This is a genomic window from Exiguobacterium sp. RM11 (assembly GCF_059821525.1).
This window is the reverse complement of the sequence record NZ_CM187558.1, coordinates 2,512,501-2,527,452: the sequence shown is the minus strand read 5'-3', so window position 1 is coordinate 2,527,452 and position 14,952 is coordinate 2,512,501. Positions and strand designations below refer to the sequence as shown.

20 protein-coding genes and 3 tRNA genes are annotated in these 14,952 nt (G+C 47.8%); 18 read left to right on the top strand and 5 right to left on the bottom strand.

Annotation, left to right across the window (positions count from 1 at the left end; genetic code table 11):
• Window positions 1-12 precede the first annotated feature (12 nt).
• Window positions 13-1,017, bottom strand: a complete 1,005-nt coding sequence (locus AC5LIL_RS13215) for a metal ABC transporter solute-binding protein, Zn/Mn family (protein WP_499824345.1) — start codon at window positions 1,015-1,017, stop codon at window positions 13-15.
• A 173-nt stretch (window positions 1,018-1,190) separates the two neighbouring features.
• On the opposite strand from AC5LIL_RS13215, the gene AC5LIL_RS13210 reads away from it, so the two are divergent.
• The 3 genes from AC5LIL_RS13210 to AC5LIL_RS13200 all read left to right on the top strand — a co-directional run bounded on the left by AC5LIL_RS13210 (window position 1,191) and on the right by AC5LIL_RS13200 (window position 3,276).
• Entirely contained in the window at window positions 1,191-2,126 is a 936-nt protein-coding gene (locus tag AC5LIL_RS13210) for an alpha/beta hydrolase (RefSeq protein ID WP_074034302.1), read from the top strand.
• 63 nt (window positions 2,127-2,189) lie between these two features.
• Window positions 2,190-2,789: a histidine phosphatase family protein gene (locus AC5LIL_RS13205; RefSeq protein ID WP_499824344.1), complete on the top strand. Its 600-nt coding sequence runs from the start codon at window positions 2,190-2,192 to the stop codon at window positions 2,787-2,789.
• Between the two features lie 10 nt (window positions 2,790-2,799).
• The gene (locus AC5LIL_RS13200) at window positions 2,800-3,276 is read left to right on the top strand and encodes a DUF456 domain-containing protein (RefSeq protein WP_214696004.1); all 477 of its coding nucleotides are present in this window, start codon (window positions 2,800-2,802) and stop codon (window positions 3,274-3,276) included.
• Between the two features lie 75 nt (window positions 3,277-3,351).
• On the opposite strand, the gene AC5LIL_RS13195 is transcribed toward AC5LIL_RS13200, so the two are convergent.
• Window positions 3,352-3,825 carry a YwpF-like family protein gene (locus AC5LIL_RS13195; protein ID WP_499824343.1) on the bottom strand — a complete coding sequence of 158 codons (474 nt, stop codon included), beginning with the start codon at window positions 3,823-3,825 and terminating at the stop codon, window positions 3,352-3,354.
• 113 nt (window positions 3,826-3,938) lie between these two features.
• On the opposite strand from AC5LIL_RS13195, the gene AC5LIL_RS13190 reads away from it, so the two are divergent.
• A complete protein-coding gene (locus AC5LIL_RS13190) occupies window positions 3,939-4,241 on the top strand; it encodes a 7TM diverse intracellular signaling domain-containing protein (RefSeq protein WP_214785634.1) in 303 nt (100 codons plus the stop codon).
• A gap of 37 nt (window positions 4,242-4,278) precedes the next feature.
• Here AC5LIL_RS13190 and AC5LIL_RS13185 read toward each other — a convergent pair whose 3' ends face one another.
• Both AC5LIL_RS13185 and AC5LIL_RS13180 read right to left on the bottom strand, forming a co-directional pair.
• Window positions 4,279-5,724 (bottom strand): nicotinate phosphoribosyltransferase, encoded by a 1,446-nt coding sequence (locus AC5LIL_RS13185; RefSeq protein ID WP_499824342.1) that lies wholly within the window; start codon window positions 5,722-5,724, stop codon window positions 4,279-4,281.
• Window positions 5,725-5,746: 22 nt separating this feature from the next.
• Complete coding sequence (locus AC5LIL_RS13180; RefSeq protein ID WP_074034315.1) at window positions 5,747-6,280, bottom strand: cysteine hydrolase family protein; 534 nt, start codon at window positions 6,278-6,280, stop codon at window positions 5,747-5,749.
• A gap of 140 nt (window positions 6,281-6,420) precedes the next feature.
• Here AC5LIL_RS13180 and AC5LIL_RS13175 point away from each other — a divergent pair, with 140 nt between their 5' ends.
• The 3 genes from AC5LIL_RS13175 to AC5LIL_RS13165 are packed head-to-tail and all read left to right on the top strand — an operon-like array spanning window position 6,421 to window position 7,522.
• On the top strand, window positions 6,421-6,696 hold the full coding sequence (locus tag AC5LIL_RS13175; protein WP_015880543.1) for a 4a-hydroxytetrahydrobiopterin dehydratase: 276 nt from the start codon (window positions 6,421-6,423) through the stop codon (window positions 6,694-6,696).
• The gene (locus tag AC5LIL_RS13170) at window positions 6,689-7,171 is read left to right on the top strand and encodes a hypothetical protein (protein WP_271305969.1); all 483 of its coding nucleotides are present in this window, start codon (window positions 6,689-6,691) and stop codon (window positions 7,169-7,171) included. The genes AC5LIL_RS13175 and AC5LIL_RS13170 overlap by 8 nt, the downstream gene beginning before the upstream one ends.
• A 33-nt stretch (window positions 7,172-7,204) precedes the next feature.
• The gene (locus AC5LIL_RS13165) at window positions 7,205-7,522 is read left to right on the top strand and encodes a hypothetical protein (protein WP_499824341.1); all 318 of its coding nucleotides are present in this window, start codon (window positions 7,205-7,207) and stop codon (window positions 7,520-7,522) included.
• 50 nt (window positions 7,523-7,572) lie between these two features.
• Here the strand turns inward: AC5LIL_RS13165 and AC5LIL_RS13160 are convergent, their stop codons facing one another.
• Window positions 7,573-8,298, bottom strand: coding sequence for a rhomboid family intramembrane serine protease (locus AC5LIL_RS13160; RefSeq protein ID WP_499824340.1), 726 nt, complete (start codon window positions 8,296-8,298; stop codon window positions 7,573-7,575).
• A 63-nt stretch (window positions 8,299-8,361) separates the two neighbouring features.
• Between AC5LIL_RS13160 and acpS the strand changes: the two genes are divergently transcribed.
• From acpS to AC5LIL_RS13105, 11 genes are all read left to right on the top strand, one after another.
• Complete coding sequence (acpS, locus tag AC5LIL_RS13155) at window positions 8,362-8,730, top strand: holo-ACP synthase (RefSeq protein WP_224862834.1); 369 nt, start codon at window positions 8,362-8,364, stop codon at window positions 8,728-8,730.
• Window positions 8,717-9,793 (top strand): alanine racemase, encoded by a 1,077-nt coding sequence (gene alr / locus AC5LIL_RS13150; RefSeq protein ID WP_499824339.1) that lies wholly within the window; start codon window positions 8,717-8,719, stop codon window positions 9,791-9,793. The genes acpS and alr overlap by 14 nt, the downstream gene beginning before the upstream one ends.
• Before the next feature lie 129 nt (window positions 9,794-9,922).
• The gene (locus tag AC5LIL_RS13145; RefSeq protein WP_026824473.1) at window positions 9,923-10,201 is read left to right on the top strand and encodes a hypothetical protein; all 279 of its coding nucleotides are present in this window, start codon (window positions 9,923-9,925) and stop codon (window positions 10,199-10,201) included.
• A gap of 5 nt (window positions 10,202-10,206) precedes the next feature.
• A complete protein-coding gene (locus tag AC5LIL_RS13140; protein WP_026824472.1) occupies window positions 10,207-10,557 on the top strand; it encodes a type II toxin-antitoxin system PemK/MazF family toxin in 351 nt (116 codons plus the stop codon).
• Between the two features lie 141 nt (window positions 10,558-10,698).
• Entirely contained in the window at window positions 10,699-11,025 is a 327-nt protein-coding gene (locus AC5LIL_RS13135; RefSeq protein ID WP_214696023.1) for an STAS domain-containing protein, read from the top strand.
• Complete coding sequence (gene rsbW, locus AC5LIL_RS13130) at window positions 11,022-11,501, top strand: anti-sigma B factor RsbW (RefSeq protein WP_224862830.1); 480 nt, start codon at window positions 11,022-11,024, stop codon at window positions 11,499-11,501. Before AC5LIL_RS13135 ends, rsbW begins: the two co-directional genes overlap by 4 nt.
• Window positions 11,467-12,267, top strand: coding sequence for an RNA polymerase sigma factor SigB (gene sigB / locus AC5LIL_RS13125; protein WP_015880560.1), 801 nt, complete (start codon window positions 11,467-11,469; stop codon window positions 12,265-12,267). Before rsbW ends, sigB begins: the two co-directional genes overlap by 35 nt.
• Before the next feature lie 69 nt (window positions 12,268-12,336).
• Complete coding sequence (locus AC5LIL_RS13120) at window positions 12,337-14,463, top strand: Tex family protein (RefSeq protein WP_499824338.1); 2,127 nt, start codon at window positions 12,337-12,339, stop codon at window positions 14,461-14,463.
• A 207-nt stretch (window positions 14,464-14,670) separates the two neighbouring features.
• Window positions 14,671-14,745 (top strand) — tRNA-Asn (locus tag AC5LIL_RS13115).
• 9 nt (window positions 14,746-14,754) lie between these two features.
• A tRNA-Ser gene (locus tag AC5LIL_RS13110) sits at window positions 14,755-14,846 on the top strand.
• 29 nt (window positions 14,847-14,875) lie between these two features.
• Window positions 14,876-14,950 (top strand) — tRNA-Glu (locus AC5LIL_RS13105).
• The last annotated feature ends 2 nt before the right edge of the window (window positions 14,951-14,952 follow it).

Below are 14,952 nucleotides of genomic sequence, written 5' to 3'. Positions count from 1 at the left end.
TCGGGATTTTGATTATTTCAAAGCTGTTTCGAGTGCCTTGACGTTTTCACGCATCAAGTCAAAATAGCTCTTATCCATCTGTTCTTTTGTGACAGATTCCAAGTTGTAAATCGTCACGCTTTCTGCGCCGATTTCTTGCTTCACGACCTCAGCTACTTTCGGTGTGACTGTGTCTTCAAAGGCAATATAGTTCAAATCGTGGAGACGAGCCTCTTCAATGATTCGTTTGAGGGCTTGTTGTGATGGTTCTTCAGAAGGTGTGAGTCCGGCGATTGGCAATTGATCGAAACCATATCGTTCAGCCAAATAGCCGTATGCTGCGTGTGTGACGAGCAACTCTGACTTCGAACCGTTCTCGACGGCTGCTTTTAACTCTGCATCGAGGGCATTCGCTTCGTCTTTAAATACACTCAACCGTTCTGAGAACTCGTCTTTATAGTCCGGCGCTTCTTCGCTGAAAGCTGCTTCTACGGCTTCTGCCATTGAAACGGCGTTCATCGGGTCAAGCCAAACGTGGGGGTCATATTGTCCGTGACCATGATCATCTTCGGCATGTGTTTCTTCTTCGTTCGCATGTCCGTCTTCCTCATGACCGTGTTCATCTTCAGAATGTCCATCTTCGCCATGAACATGGACGGTATCTGCTGAATCAAGCAACGTCACGTCCTCTGCCGTTTTGACGAAAGCGACGTTCTGCCCTTCCAAGCTCTTCTCCATGGACTCGACGTAAGGTTCAAGGTCATGGCCGATTGTCAAAAAGAGATCCGCTTCTGCAATTTGAGTCATTTGCTTTGAAGTCGGCTCATATGTGTGCGGGTCTGCTCCAGGTGGGATCACCATTTCCACATTGACGCGGTCACCACCGATTTCCTCTGCCATTGATTTTAAGGCAAAAGTCGAAGCGTAGACGGTCAGTTGATCATCTGTCGATTCGGATGCATTGTCTCCTTCGGTATTCCCACACGCGCCAAGCAAAAGCGTGCCGGCTGCGACAGCGCCTAGCCAAGTCTTCTTCATCTTTCATCGTCCACCTTTCAAATTATCTGAATATTAAATCGTAACTGTTACGTTTTATGACTGCGAGTAATATTATAGTGTGACCTTTGGAGCACGTCAAGTCCGACTTCTGATGGATAGATTTTTGAAAAAAGCGGGAATATGATTAAAAAAAGGAACGAGGAGTGGATTGTATGAGAAAGGAGACTGCCTGGTTTGTCGGGGGCGCGGCACTTGCTGCGGCGACGGCAGCCGGGGCTAGCGTGTGGAGTCAGTATGGGTCACTTGTCAGATGGCAAGAGCCCGAATTACCAATTCGACCGACAACACGCCGGCGCCACACGTATACGTATAAGATTGTCAATGATCGTCCGCTCCAATTTGATTTGTATCTCCCACCAGGGGAGGGACCGTTCCCGGTAGCGGTCTATGCACATGGAGGAGCATTTGTGAGAGGGAGCCGCAGCATGGTCACGCTGTTCCATCCGTTACTCGATCACTTTTTGGGGAAAGGGATCGCCGTCGTCAGTATCGATTACCGTCTATTTGAAGACGGCGTATATTTCCCTGACAATATCATCGATGTTTCGGACGCGCTTAGCTATTTAAAGCAGCATGAATCATTGCTCACCCTCGATACAAGTCAGTTACTCGTGTGGGGCGACTCTGCTGGAGCAGCTTTAATGCTCGCGACTGCGCTCGATCGTCACAAACAATTTGTAGGTGAACTCGGGGATGACCTTCCGACAATCAAAGGAGTCATCGCCTTATATCCACCGACGAACTTCTTGTTGTTCAAATTCATCCAAACATGGCTAGCTCATTTGAAGTTTTACGAGGGAAGCCGTGAAGAATGGCGTGAATTGATGGTGAAATGCTCACCAGTCTCCCATTTATATGCCGATGCCCCACCTATTTTACTGTTACACGGAAAGAAAGACCCAATTGTGCCGTTCGGTCAAGCGCTTCACTTCGTCGAACATGCGAGTGATGTCGGCGCGAACGTTCAGCTCATCTCGTTTCCGAATGGGACACATTCGCTGGCGAGTTTCCTACAATCGGACAACCCGATCAAAGAAGAGCAGTTGATGGCACGGATCAATCGTTTCATTGACGAATGCCTTGTCTGAAGTTGCGATTTTTAGGGAAGATGGTACGATGGGGGATGATTGAAAGAGTAAGGAGTGGAAGCAGTGACAGAGTTATGTTTAGTGAGACACGGTCAGACCGATTGGAATCGTTTAGAAATTATTCAAGGTCGTGAAGACAATCCGTTGAATGCACTCGGACGCCAACAGGCAGAAGAGAGTGCAGCTTTTTTGGGTCAAGAAACATGGGATCTCATCGTTTCTAGTCCATTAACGCGTGCGGTCCATACAGCACAGGCAATTGCGACAGCCTGTGGAATTGAGCATGATGCGATTCGATTGGACGAGCGATTTATTGAACGCGAGTTTGGAGCAGCGTCCGGACAACCCGTGAAGGGCATTTATGAAGCGGTGCAGGCCGATGACGAGCGTCGCGTTCCGGGTCTCGAATCAGAGGATGAGATGCGTGCTCGCGTCCTAAAAGGAATGGAACATTTGGTAGAGATGTATCCCGGGAAACGGATCATTGTCGTCTGCCATTCGCATGCGATTAAAGCGGCGCTCTCGGCGATCGATGACACGTATACGTTCCGTCATGCGATGCGAAACGCCTGCTCGAACTATATCATCCATCAACATGGCCAGTTTGAGGTGAAGGCGATTAATGTTGCTGATCATATCACCGATCCGGCCATCATGAAATGAGGAGAATGTCATGACGACCTTACTATGGGTATTCATCATCGCATCATTTGTGGTTGCTTTTGCCGGACTCATTTACCCGGTCATTCCAAGCGTTCTGTTCTTATTTATCGGATACATGATTTACGGATTTGGTTTTTCATTTGAACCGTTGACCTGGACATTCTGGGTGTGGCAATCGGTCTTCCTCATCTTCTTGTTTGTGGTAGACTATGTTGTCACCAGAGCAACAGTGGATAAACGTGGGGGGTCAGAACGGGCGAAATGGGGCGCAACCATTGGCTTGATTGCTGGACCGTTCATCTTCCCGCTCGTCGGGGTCCTCATCTTCCCATTTGTCTTCGCATTTTTAGCGGAGTTGACACTCGGAAAGACGACACGTGAAGCATGGAGTATCGGTGTCGGAACGGTTCTCGCGTTTCTCGGCAGCACGCTTTTAAAAGTGATTGGAATGACGATGATGGTCATCTTGTTCTTTATCTATGTGTGAGGCGGGGGTCCTTTCTCCGTCTTTTTTGTTTGAGAGGGGAATCATTTTGGGGAAAGAAAAAACAAGGCCATTCGATTACTCGAATGACCCGGTTTTGACCAATTGATTGAAGGCAGAGCGACTGAACGATTGTTGCATCTCCACTTTCTTCTCGAAGAAGGCGGGTTTCAAATTCGACGTGGCGACCCCTTCTTGAATGAGAGAGTCGAGCACTTGTTTCGTCGCATCTTGTTTTGGATTCAACATGAGTCCCTCGGCGACGAACGTATGGTGATCGCTCAAGGCTCGTTCACTCGTGAAGGTCAAGGCGAGTGCGGCAGGCGCATTCGTCGGAGATGTGATGATGGCTTCAGCGAGGATGAGGATTCGTTTGTTTAAGTAATGGTGAAGGGTGACGGCCGATTCGGTCGGCACGAGCATCTCGAGCAACCATTCTGAATCATGTTCTTTCGAGATGATCAACCCGTCGAGCAAATCGATTGGTAAATTGAGTTCATTGCCGTACTCGTCTTGAACGAGACGGACTTGGACGAGGCGAAACGTTTTCATAGGATCGTTCCTTTCCGCGTTTTCTTTAGACCATCTTAACATAGTCTGACGAATAGAATGTGTTAAGATAACGGGGAAGAAACAGAAAATTAGAGAGTGAGGGAGGCATCAAGATGAGTTGGGTTGTTGGCGTAATCGGGTATGTGACGATTCTCGCGATCGTCTACTATGGTGTCCTTTTCTTCAAAGTGAAACGGGAGCGGAGTCGGGCCGGCTATCGAATCTTTCTTTTGCTTGCCGGACTATTTTTAGTCAGTGGGAGCGATTATATCATTGCACTGTTCCGAGGGGACACCGAAGCGACGTTTTGGCAACGAACCGTCTATTTTGTCTTGATATTGCTCTCTTTGTCGATGGCGCTTTACTTTCGGAGAAAAGAAGATCAAAGCCAAGCAGGCGAGATGACGATGGTATAAGCAAACGGTTGTGGGAATGTACCCACAACCGTTTTTTTTATTTCGGTACTCGCGTTTTGCGAATCATATCGAGTTTTAAATCCCATAGTAGTTTACTGAACGTCACCGAGTACACTTCCGGTAAACGGAGGCGCTTATACTCCTCCCAGAGCCCGTTCATCTGTTCATGATGGTAAGCGCGAATCTCGGTCGTGCTTGGAAGGTCGTATACACGTTTTCCATCGAGGAAAATCGGTTGCAACAACCGTTTGACATTAAAGTTGCGCGTCTTGATTTTGAAGGCGGGGTCGCGGACGTCAATCAAGTCGATTTCGCTATACGATTCGACAGGTTCGTCGGCAAGGGCGATATAGTCCCCTTTGAACTTTTTCGTCTCCTTGTCGATAATGCGGTACAACTCTTTTTTATGAGGGGTCGTTGTCTTCACTTTAGAAGAAGACACTTTGATGACCGGTTTTAATTCTCCGGATTCACCCTCACGAGCGACCAATTTATATACCATGCCGAGCGCTGGCTGTTCGTAAGCCGTGATTCCACGCGTCCCGACGAGGAACGTATCGGCTTCTGCACCTTGCATGCGTAAGTCTTGAATGACGTATTCATCTAAATCACCAGATACGACGATTTTGACATAGTCGAGACCGGCTTCATTCAATGCTTTCCGAGCGCGTTTTGACAGATAAGCGAGGTCACCCGAATCGAGTCGTACAGACTTGAGGCGGTGTCCTTTCGCCTCGAGTTCTTTTGCGACCGTGATCGCGTTCGGAAGACCGGATTTGAGTGTGTCATACGTATCAATCAGGAGACTTGTGTTGTCTGGATACATCTCTGCGAACGAACGGAATGCACTCAATTCATCATCATGGAACTGAATGTCCGCATGTTCCATCGTCCCTCCTGTCGGCACGTCGAAATCACGTCCGGCAGAAACAAGGCTCGTCACGTCGAAACCGGCGATATAAGCGGCGCGTGTCCCGTAATAGGCGGCATCAACGCCTTGTGCGCGACGTGCTCCACCTTCGAGCAGTGTCTCGTTCGGAGCGGCCTGACGAATTCGGGCATACTTCGTCGCGATGAGTGATTCGTGGTTCGCGATATTGAGTAGCGCCGTTTGGAACAGTTTTGCTTCAAAGATGGTCGATTCGATTCGGACGACTTGCTCGTGTGGGAAGATGACCTCTCCTTCACGGACACTATATAGTGAACCAGTGAACTTAAAGTTTCGTAATACATCTTCGAATTCGTCTTCGAAGCCGAGTTGTTCTTTCAAGTAGGCGATGTCTTCTTCTGTGAACGAGACGTTCTCCAAGTAGTGGACAATGTTTTCGAGTCCGGCGAAGACGACATAGCCACCGCTGAACGGGTTCGAGCGGTAATAGAGGTCAAAGACGACTTTTTCGTTATGGCGACCTTGCTTCCAGTAGATATACATCCAGCGTGGGAGATAAAGGTCTGTGTGAAGTGCTAAATTGCGATGTAACATATGTTTTCCTTTCTGTTTTACGTCACTTTCCGACGACGGTCGCACCGAGAGTCGTGACGAAATGTTCGAGCGCCCATTCATGACCGACCGGGTTGAAGCTTTGGACGGCATCGGCGTGGACGACGATTTGATAACCGAGGTTGTAGGCATCTACGGCTGTATGGAGCACACAAATGTCTGTGCAGACACCGACAAGATGAACTTCTGTAATCCCACGTTCCCGAAGACGAAGGTCAAGGTCTGTTCCGGCAAACGCACTGTACCGTGTCTTGTCGATCCAATGGTCGGCTGTTTTGGATGCTTCTTTCACTGCACCATACAATTCACGACCTTCCGTCCCACGAATATTGTGAGGCGGGAACAACGTCGTTTCAGGATGGAACGTGTCGCCTGCATCATGGACATCGTTCGCGATGACGACATAATCCTCGGTCGAGAACGTTTTGATTAACTCGACAATCCGTTCTTCAATCTCTTGCCCGGGTTTCCCACAAGTCAAACGACCACTGTCTGCGATAAAATCAAATGTATAATCAATAACAATCAATGCGCGCATGGGAGATGCTCCTCTCTCGTAATCAAAATGATGGCTATCCATCTCATTCTAAATCATTATACATCATGCGCGGAAGATTATTTTTCTCCGGTTTGGGTAGATTAAGACAGTAGACCGTATAGGGAAAGGGGATTGTGACGATGGTATTATCACAAAGTGAATTGACAGATGAACTGTCACGGTTAAACGGTTGGGAAGAAGTGAACGGAGAGATTCAGAAGACATATCGGCTTGAGACGTTCCCGGAAGCCATCCAGTTCGTCCATCTCGTCGCGGATTTAGCTGAATCGCTTGATCATCATCCGAATATCTTGATTGAGTATCGGAACGTGACATTGACCGTATCGACCCATGACGAAGGGGGCATCACGGAGAAAGACATCACACTCGCGAAAGGGTGTGAGGAGCTTGTCTAAACTATATATGACCTTCGCGTCGGGTAGTGTGGCTGAGCGCCTCCGGAAAGAGCCGGGTGTCATCGCGGCAAATGGTCACGAAACGATTTTGCTCGCAGAAGGAGAGAAGTCTCCGTTCAAGAGTGGAAAAGTGTTTGAGATTGAAGAGACGTCCGGTGAATTCGTCAAAAAAGGAAATATCTTATATGCGAACGTGCCGACGGATGAAAATGCCCGCTCACTCCTGTTTCATCAATTGTTGACGGAAAAGGCGCCGCTCGGAGTTGGACATGATGGATTTTCGGCGTACCGTCTAGGTGTCGACCCGGACGACAATCATGCGGTTGTATTCATCCAATTCACATCTGGTGGGAAACACTTCCGAGATACAGCGGACTACGCGGTGCTTGAAGATCGCCTGAAACGGGCGGTCGAACAACGAGGTGCAGGTCCTGTCATAAAACACTATGTCGTCACCGAGTCAGATAATCTATAATAAAAGATAACGTCATGTTAGGGGAGGATTTTTATGAACAAGAATTATTTCTGGTTGGGGATGGCTGCGGGTGCAGTAATCGGCGCAGCGGCATCACTTCTCCATAGCGAAACACGTGATCAACAAGTGAGACAATTGAAAGGCATCAAGTCGAAGTTGAAGTCATCGAGCACGTCGACTGAGGCACATGCAGTCGGTCTTCAAGCGTCATCGAAAGGTAACTTGAAAGACCGAGTCATGGAATGGAAATCGCTCTACGAAGAAAACCAAGATACGATTCAAAACCTCGTCGAAGACGTGAAAGACTTAGTCGATGCGCTTCAAGAGGCTCGTCATAAAAATCAAATCTAATCAAACGACCAAGCGAATCCGCTTGGTCGTTTTTTGTTTTCTTACTTAACTTATAAGAACTGCGCCAATAAGCCAAAGATTGCCAGTCCAATAATAATGTAGAAGAACCATTTTCCGTCCCCGGAATGAATAATTGGGGGCGCGTACGAACGTTGCTTATACTTCCCGTAGCGCATCGGGCGTGTATACGGGACGGCATACCGTGAGAGTGGAATGGCAAGTAAAAATCCTGCCAAGAAGCCATACACGTGACCCCAAAGCGAAACGTTCGAACCGATGAGTGTAAAGACGGCACTGATGGCGACGAAGATATAGACCAAGCGGGCATCTTGGCTAAGCATCAACGTGCGGCGGAAACGACCAATGAACACATAGAATCCGAGAATGGCCAAGATGGCACCTGACGCACCAGCTTGTAGATAAAACAAGTTACTGACGGTGAAGTAGGTGAACAAGTTGGCAAGTGCCCCGGCGAATACATAAAATAGAGCAAACTTCACATGCCCGACCATACGTTCCATCGCTGGTCCGAAGATGATCAGCGCAAACGAATTAAATAGCAAGTGGCCGAGACTTAAATGAATAAAGTTGGCCGTCACTAAGCGATACCATTGTCCGTCGGCGAGTGCCAAATGAAACGACCCTCCTGTTGACACGATTCGTAAACCAGGAGCGAAAGAATCGATGACAAACACAAGGAGTTGGATTACAATGAACAGCGTTACGAGTGGATATGCCCGTACAAACGTTTGTACATTTTCCGTACGACTAAACATAACATCACCTCTTTCTCCAATTGTATAGGGAAACGGGGAAAAAAGGAAAGGAGCGAGTGTCCTGTGATTGTAGGAATCGGAGTCGATATCGTCGAGCTTGATCGGATGGCTCGCTCGATGAAACAACCGCGTTTTTTAAAGCGCCTGCTCACCGATGCAGAGTATGAGCTTATTCAACAATACCCACTGCCGCGTCAAATCGAGTTTGTTTCGGGTCGGTTTGCCGCAAAAGAAGCTTATGCCAAGGCAATCGGCACCGGAATCGCGCACGGTCTATCGTGGCGCCATATTGAAATTTTACCAGATGAGACAGGTCGACCTGTCATGACTGCGCCGTTTTCGGGACGAATTCATGTCAGCATCAGTCACAGCAGTGCATATGCCGTCGCACAAGTCATCTTAGAAGAGGAGGGGCAACATGTTTCGTCCTAGTCGAATCGAGATTGATCGGGCGGCCATCGCCCATAACATACAAGAGTTAACACAACGTATCCCGCAAGACATCATGGCGGTCGTCAAAGCGAATGCCTACGGTCATGGGGCTGTTGAAGTAGCGAATATTGCCCTTCAGAACGGAGCGACGATGCTTGGGGTCGCTTTATTAGAAGAAGCAATCGAACTTCGGGATGCAGGGATCGAGGCACCGATTTTAGTCATGGAAGCGCAATTTCCCCGATATGCAGGGATTGCAGCAGAACGAGACGTCACGTTGTCCGTTTTTTCTGCCGAATGGTTACAAGAAGCTGCTGCTTATATAGAAGAAAAACCGTTGACGGTTCATATTAAAGTCGACACAGGGATGGGACGTCTTGGTCTTCGTACGCGAGAACAGCTTGATGCGTTGCTTGAAGAAGCGAACGATTTATTTGTCATTGAAGGCATCTACACCCACTTTGCGACAGCGGATGAACTTGATAGCGACTTGTACTATACACAACAAGAACGTTTCGAACGCTTGATGGATGGGCTACATGAGCGGTTCCGCTATATTCATACGTCCAATTCAGCAGGGGCCATCCGAATGGCAGGACAAGACGTTCCTTATAATCTGGTTCGTGTCGGGATCGCACTCTATGGTTTATATCCGTCACATGAGATGGAGACATTCTATTCATTTCTCCGCCCGGCCTTTACGTTGAAGAGCCAGCTGATGCAGGTGAAGCGTCTCGAGGCAGGTCAAACGATCAGTTACGGAGCGACCTATACGACATCGACCGATGAATGGATTGGTACCGTCCCAGTCGGATATGCGGACGGCTGGTTACGGAAGGCGAGCGGATTTGAAGTTGAAGTAAATGGTGTTCGTTGTCCGATTGTGGGACGTGTCTGCATGGATCGCTTCATGATCCGACTTCCAAAAGAGTTTCCGGTCGGTATGGATGTGACACTTGTTGGTGGAAACGTCGCCATTGATGAACTTGCGTCATATCTAGGGACGATTAACTATGAGATCGTTTGCCAGTTCACGAGTCGATTACCGCGTCACTATGTGTGAATCACAAATCGTGTGAAATTATCTGAATTCTTTCTCGATTTCTCTATATTTTCCCATTCCCGCGTGTTATATTGATAAAGAACGCGGGAGATTTTCCGCCAGTCCATGAAACGATTCTGGAGGTGTAAGATGTTGAAGCAGCGAACTGCGGGTGCGCTAGCGTCCGTCCCAGATCGGTTCTCGCAACAAGGGGGTCCGATTTCGATGAAAGACCGTGAAACACTGTCCTTGAACGATGTAGTGACATACTTGTCTAAAGAAATTGCTGATCGACAACAAACACTGCGTGAAGAATTGGCGAAAGGCTATCAAGAGATGGCCGCGTTTAACTTGAATATGGCAGAAGAGATGCTAACGATTGAAGCCGAAGCCGAACACGCTCTCTTACGTCAAGTAAGTGGGGTGTGAGCAGAGTGATCGTAAAGCGTGGTGACGTATTTTATGCGAATCTGTCGCCCGTAGTCGGCTCAGAGCAAGGTGGCGTTCGACCCGTTCTCATCGTACAGAACGACATCGGCAATCGCTTTAGCCCGACCGTCATTGTCGCTGCGATTACAGCTCAGATTCAAAAAGCAAAACTGCCGACTCATGTGGAAGTATATCAAGAGAAGCATGGACTCGAGAGAGACTCTGTGATTTTACTTGAGCAGATTCGAACGATTGATAAGCGTCGTCTGACGGATAAAGTCACTCATCTCGATGATGAGACGATGCATAAAGTTGACCGAGCGCTAGAGATTAGTATGGGATTGATCCCTCTCTAGCCTTACATAGATCAAGACTGGTACATAGGTATCGGTCTTTTTTAAACATTTTTTAAAAAAGTGGTTTAAGATTTTGATAGTGGGGAATTAAAGTAAATCGTACTCAATTTATCTGTACGGACATTTAGGAGGGAATAGACGATGGATTTATCGATTCGTGAGCAAGTCATTGGAGAACAATTACACCTTTACGTATCCGGAGAAGTGGATACATATACTGCACCAAAATTGAAAGAAGTATTGCATCCGGCCATCAGTGAGCAAGATGTGGTCGTTCATTTAGACGAAGTGGAGTATATGGATTCGACAGGTCTCGGTGTGTTCGTCGGCGCATTGAAAATTGCCACGCGTAACGAAAAAGAGTTGTCACTTGTCGGGGTCACGGAGCGAGTCAATCGTTTGTTCGAATTGACGGGTCTCCATAAACTTCTTTCAATTAATTCGAACGTAAGAGGTGGCACGCAATGAACAATGTTGAACAGACGGTCATGACGTTCCCGGCCAAACCAGAATATGTCGGTGTGGTTCGATTAGTCGTTTCAGGAATCGCTAACCGTATGGGATATACGTACGACGAGATCGAGGATATTAAAATCGCGGTCTCGGAAGCATGCGGCAACGCAGTCCAGCATGCGTATGAAGAGCATCAAGATGGAGAAGTCAAACTCGCTTGTGGCGTATATGCAGATCGTCTTGAAATCACAATTCAAGATTCAGGCAAGACGTTCGCAGACGATGTGAAGCGTCAGGCGGCTCCGGTCGAAGAGACGACAGAAATTGAATCGCTTCACGAAGGAGGACTTGGTCTCTTCCTTATCGAAGCGTTAATGGACGATGTCTCGATCAATAAAGACAATGGTGTCAAAGTGACGATGACAAAACTCCTCAACAGGGACGAGGTGGATCAGAGTGCCAGCAAAATCTCAACAACGCCATCACAGTGATGACGAGGTACTAGAGTGGATTGAACGCTACCAACAAGACGATCAAAACGAAGAAGTGCAAATGCTACTCATCAATCGCTATTCGGACCTCGTTGAAGCACTCGCCCGTAAGTTTTCGCGTGGACGAGCGATTCACGATGATCTCGTGCAAGTTGGGATGATTGGATTATTGGCGGCACTCCGTCGATTTGATCCAGAATTCGGACGTAGCTTCGAATCGTTTGCCGTCCCGACCATCATCGGTGAAATCAAGCGATTCATCCGCGATAAAACATGGAGTGTCCATGTTCCGCGTCGGATCAAAGAGCTCGGACCGAAAATTAAGAAGACGGTTGAAGAGTTGACGACTGAATTACAACGCTCACCACGAATCGATGAGATTGCCGATCATCTTGGCGTATCAGACGAAGAAATTCTCGAAACGCTTGAGATGGGCAAGAGTTATCAAGCGCTGTCGGTCGATAGTTCAATTGAGGCCGATAACGAAGGTAGTACGGTCACGTTACTCGACTTGGTTGGTAGCCAAGAGCGTGGATATGAATCAGTCGACCAACGGCTCATTCTAGAGAAAGCGTTCAACGTCCTAAATGAACGTGAACGCGCCATCTTAGAATGCGCCTACTATAAGAACATGAGTCAAAAAGAGACTGGAGAACTTCTTGGGATCTCGCAGATGCATGTCTCCCGTTTGCAACGGCGAGCACTCGAAAAACTGCGTGAAGCCATCAAAGTCCCACTCAATGAAGTATTCTCAAGCGATGACTAATCGAGTCATCGCTTTTTTGTTTAAATGTTTGCTACACTTTGGAAGAGATCATAAAAGGAAGTGATTCAAGTGATTACGAAAGTGGCTAAGGCGTTAAACTTGAAAGTGAACCAAGTAGAGACGGTTCAACAGCTCGCATCTGAAGGGGCGACGATTCCGTTCATGGCCCGTTACCGGAAAGAAATGACGGGGAACCTGGATGAAGTCGAAATCAAAGCAATATTGGACGCCCTTCAATATGAAGAAAGTCTTCAGAAGCGGAAAACGGATGTTCTTGCTAAGTTAGAAGAGCTGGAAAAGAACACACCTGAACTAACGAAGGCGTTAGAGGCAGCGACAACCCTTCAACAAGTGGAAGATATCTACTTACCATATCGTCCGAAACGGCGGACGAAGGCGGAACAGGGACGGGAGAAAGGGTTGCAACCACTTGCGGACTGGTTCCGAGATAAGTCTCCTTACTCAACAGATATGGTTGAAGAGCTCTCGAAGGATGTAGCGCTAGAAGAAGCCCTTCCGCTCGTACAGGCCATCATCGGGGAAGAGTGGGGAGAAGAAGCAAAACTAAGGCAGATGCTTCGTGACCGCGTTCGCAAAGAAGGGTTGTTGCGTTCGAAGAAGAAAAAACAAGCGGAAGACGAAAAAGAGATTTTTGCGCAGTACTATGAATACGAAGAGAAAATCGCAGGAATCGTACCACACCGCGTACTCGCCTTGAACCGTGGGGAGCGCACTGATGTCCTTCAAGTGAAAGTCATTTTTGACGAGGCACGCTTCATGGATCAAGTCCTTCGTACATATGAGCGACTTCCGAAAGAGAAGCGTGAAGTTGTAGAGGCGGCTGTGACGGAGGCTTATAAAAAATCTGTCTTCCCAGCCATTGAACGAGAGATTCGTAGCGAGTTAACCGATAAGGCAGAGGAGCAGGCGATCGATGTATTCTCGAAAAACTTAAAGCAACTCTACATGCAACCGCCTCTTCGCGAGGTCGTCGTCTTGGGGATCGACCCGGCATATCGGACAGGATGCAAATGGGCGGTCGTCAATGAAATCGGAAAAGTCGAAGAGGTTGGTGTCTTCTATCCGACGGCACCGAAGCACGATATCGCTGGCGCTGAAAAAGTACTAACGAGACTCGCTAAGAAATATCCAATCTCCGTTATTGTTGTCGGAAACGGTACGGCATCAAGGGAGACCGAACAATTCGTTGCGGATTGGTTAAAGAAAGCAGAGCGTGAAATTGCTTACGCGATTGTGAACGAAGCGGGAGCGAGTGTCTATTCTGCATCGGAAGTGGCACGTAGTGAATTTCCGGACTTAAAAGTAGAGGAACGGTCAGCTGTCTCGATCGCACGCCGAATCCAGGATGCGATGGCGGAACTCGTCAAAGTCGACCCACAGTCGGTCGGTGTCGGGCAATATCAGCATGATGTGAGTCAGAATAAACTGAAGGCATCTTTAGAATTCGTCGTGGAGAGCGTGGTTAACATGGTCGGAATCGATGTGAACCGTGCCTCGGAGTCTTTATTGACTTACGTATCGGGATTGAACAAAACGACTGCCAAAAATATTGTGGCATATCGTGAAGAAAATGGACGCTTTGAAACGAGAAAGGAAATTAAGAAAGTGCCAAGACTTGGGGCGAAGGCGTTCGAACAAGCGGCTGGATTCTTGCGAATCATGAATGGGAAGGATGTTCTCGACCAGACGGAGATTCACCCGGAAAGTTATTCCCTCGCACTATCAATCTTAAAAGAAATCGGATCCTCGAAAGCTGAGGTCGGAACAGCTGCATTGCGTGAACGGTTACAACAAGTTGATGCGAATGTATTAAGTGAGCGATTAGATGCGGGACTTCCAACTGTCGAGGATATCTTGAAATCGTTAGCGAAACCAGGACGTGACCCACGGGAAGATATTCAAAAGCCGTTACTGCGCACGGACGTCATGAGTCTTGAAGACCTTCAAGTCGGAATGGAATTCCAAGGCACCGTTCGAAACGTCATTGATTTTGGTGCGTTCGTGGATATTGGTGTAAAACAGGATGGGCTCGTCCATATTTCGAAATTATCGAATCGCTACGTGAAGCATCCGTTAGATGTCGTGGCGGTCGGTGATATCGTTACGGTATGGATCGAACAGGTCGATGTGAACCGGGGACGAATTAGTTTGACGATGCTTGAACCGAACAATTAATAAGAAGAAACTCGAATCAGGTAAAATGTTTTTCATTTTACCTGATTTTTTTTAGAAAAAGTGTTGACGGTCTTTTTGTACCGTGATATCTTATAGAAGTCGCCGAGAGACGGCATGCGAAATAAAAGTTTTTCTAAGAAAGTGATTGACAGGTTTCTGGTTTGCGGTTACAATATAAATCGTTACTTCGATAATTTCAAGCAACGTTCCGCAATAGCTCAGTGGTAGAGCAACCGGCTGTTAACCGGTAGGTCGTAGGTTCAAATCCTACTTGCGGAGCCATTTTATTTTGGAGACGTACCCAAGAGGCTATAAGGGGCTCCCCTGCTAAGGGAGTAGGCTGGGAAACCGGTGCGAGGGTTCGAATCCCTCCGTCTCCGCCACTTAAAATTACTTAGAAGACACATACACTGGCCCGTTGGTCAAGCGGTTAAGACACCGCCCTTTCACGGCGGTAACACGGGTTCGAATCCCGTACGGGTCACCATA

Coding starts and splice junctions, on each gene's coding strand:
- AC5LIL_RS13215 (WP_499824345.1), bottom strand. CDS start 1,017: ATGAAGAAGACTTGGCTAGGCGCTGTCGCAGCCGGCACGCTTTTGCTT.
- AC5LIL_RS13210 (WP_074034302.1), top strand. CDS start 1,191: ATGAGAAAGGAGACTGCCTGGTTTGTCGGGGGCGCGGCACTTGCTGCG.
- AC5LIL_RS13200 (WP_214696004.1), top strand. CDS start 2,800: ATGACGACCTTACTATGGGTATTCATCATCGCATCATTTGTGGTTGCT.
- AC5LIL_RS13195 (WP_499824343.1), bottom strand. CDS start 3,825: ATGAAAACGTTTCGCCTCGTCCAAGTCCGTCTCGTTCAAGACGAGTAC.
- AC5LIL_RS13190 (WP_214785634.1), top strand. CDS start 3,939: ATGAGTTGGGTTGTTGGCGTAATCGGGTATGTGACGATTCTCGCGATC.
- AC5LIL_RS13185 (WP_499824342.1), bottom strand. CDS start 5,724: ATGTTACATCGCAATTTAGCACTTCACACAGACCTTTATCTCCCACGC.
- AC5LIL_RS13180 (WP_074034315.1), bottom strand. CDS start 6,280: ATGCGCGCATTGATTGTTATTGATTATACATTTGATTTTATCGCAGAC.
- AC5LIL_RS13175 (WP_015880543.1), top strand. CDS start 6,421: ATGGTATTATCACAAAGTGAATTGACAGATGAACTGTCACGGTTAAAC.
- AC5LIL_RS13165 (WP_499824341.1), top strand. CDS start 7,205: ATGAACAAGAATTATTTCTGGTTGGGGATGGCTGCGGGTGCAGTAATC.
- AC5LIL_RS13160 (WP_499824340.1), bottom strand. CDS start 8,298: ATGTTTAGTCGTACGGAAAATGTACAAACGTTTGTACGGGCATATCCA.
- alr (WP_499824339.1), top strand. CDS start 8,717: ATGTTTCGTCCTAGTCGAATCGAGATTGATCGGGCGGCCATCGCCCAT.
- AC5LIL_RS13145 (WP_026824473.1), top strand. CDS start 9,923: ATGTTGAAGCAGCGAACTGCGGGTGCGCTAGCGTCCGTCCCAGATCGG.
- AC5LIL_RS13135 (WP_214696023.1), top strand. CDS start 10,699: ATGGATTTATCGATTCGTGAGCAAGTCATTGGAGAACAATTACACCTT.
- rsbW (WP_224862830.1), top strand. CDS start 11,022: ATGAACAATGTTGAACAGACGGTCATGACGTTCCCGGCCAAACCAGAA.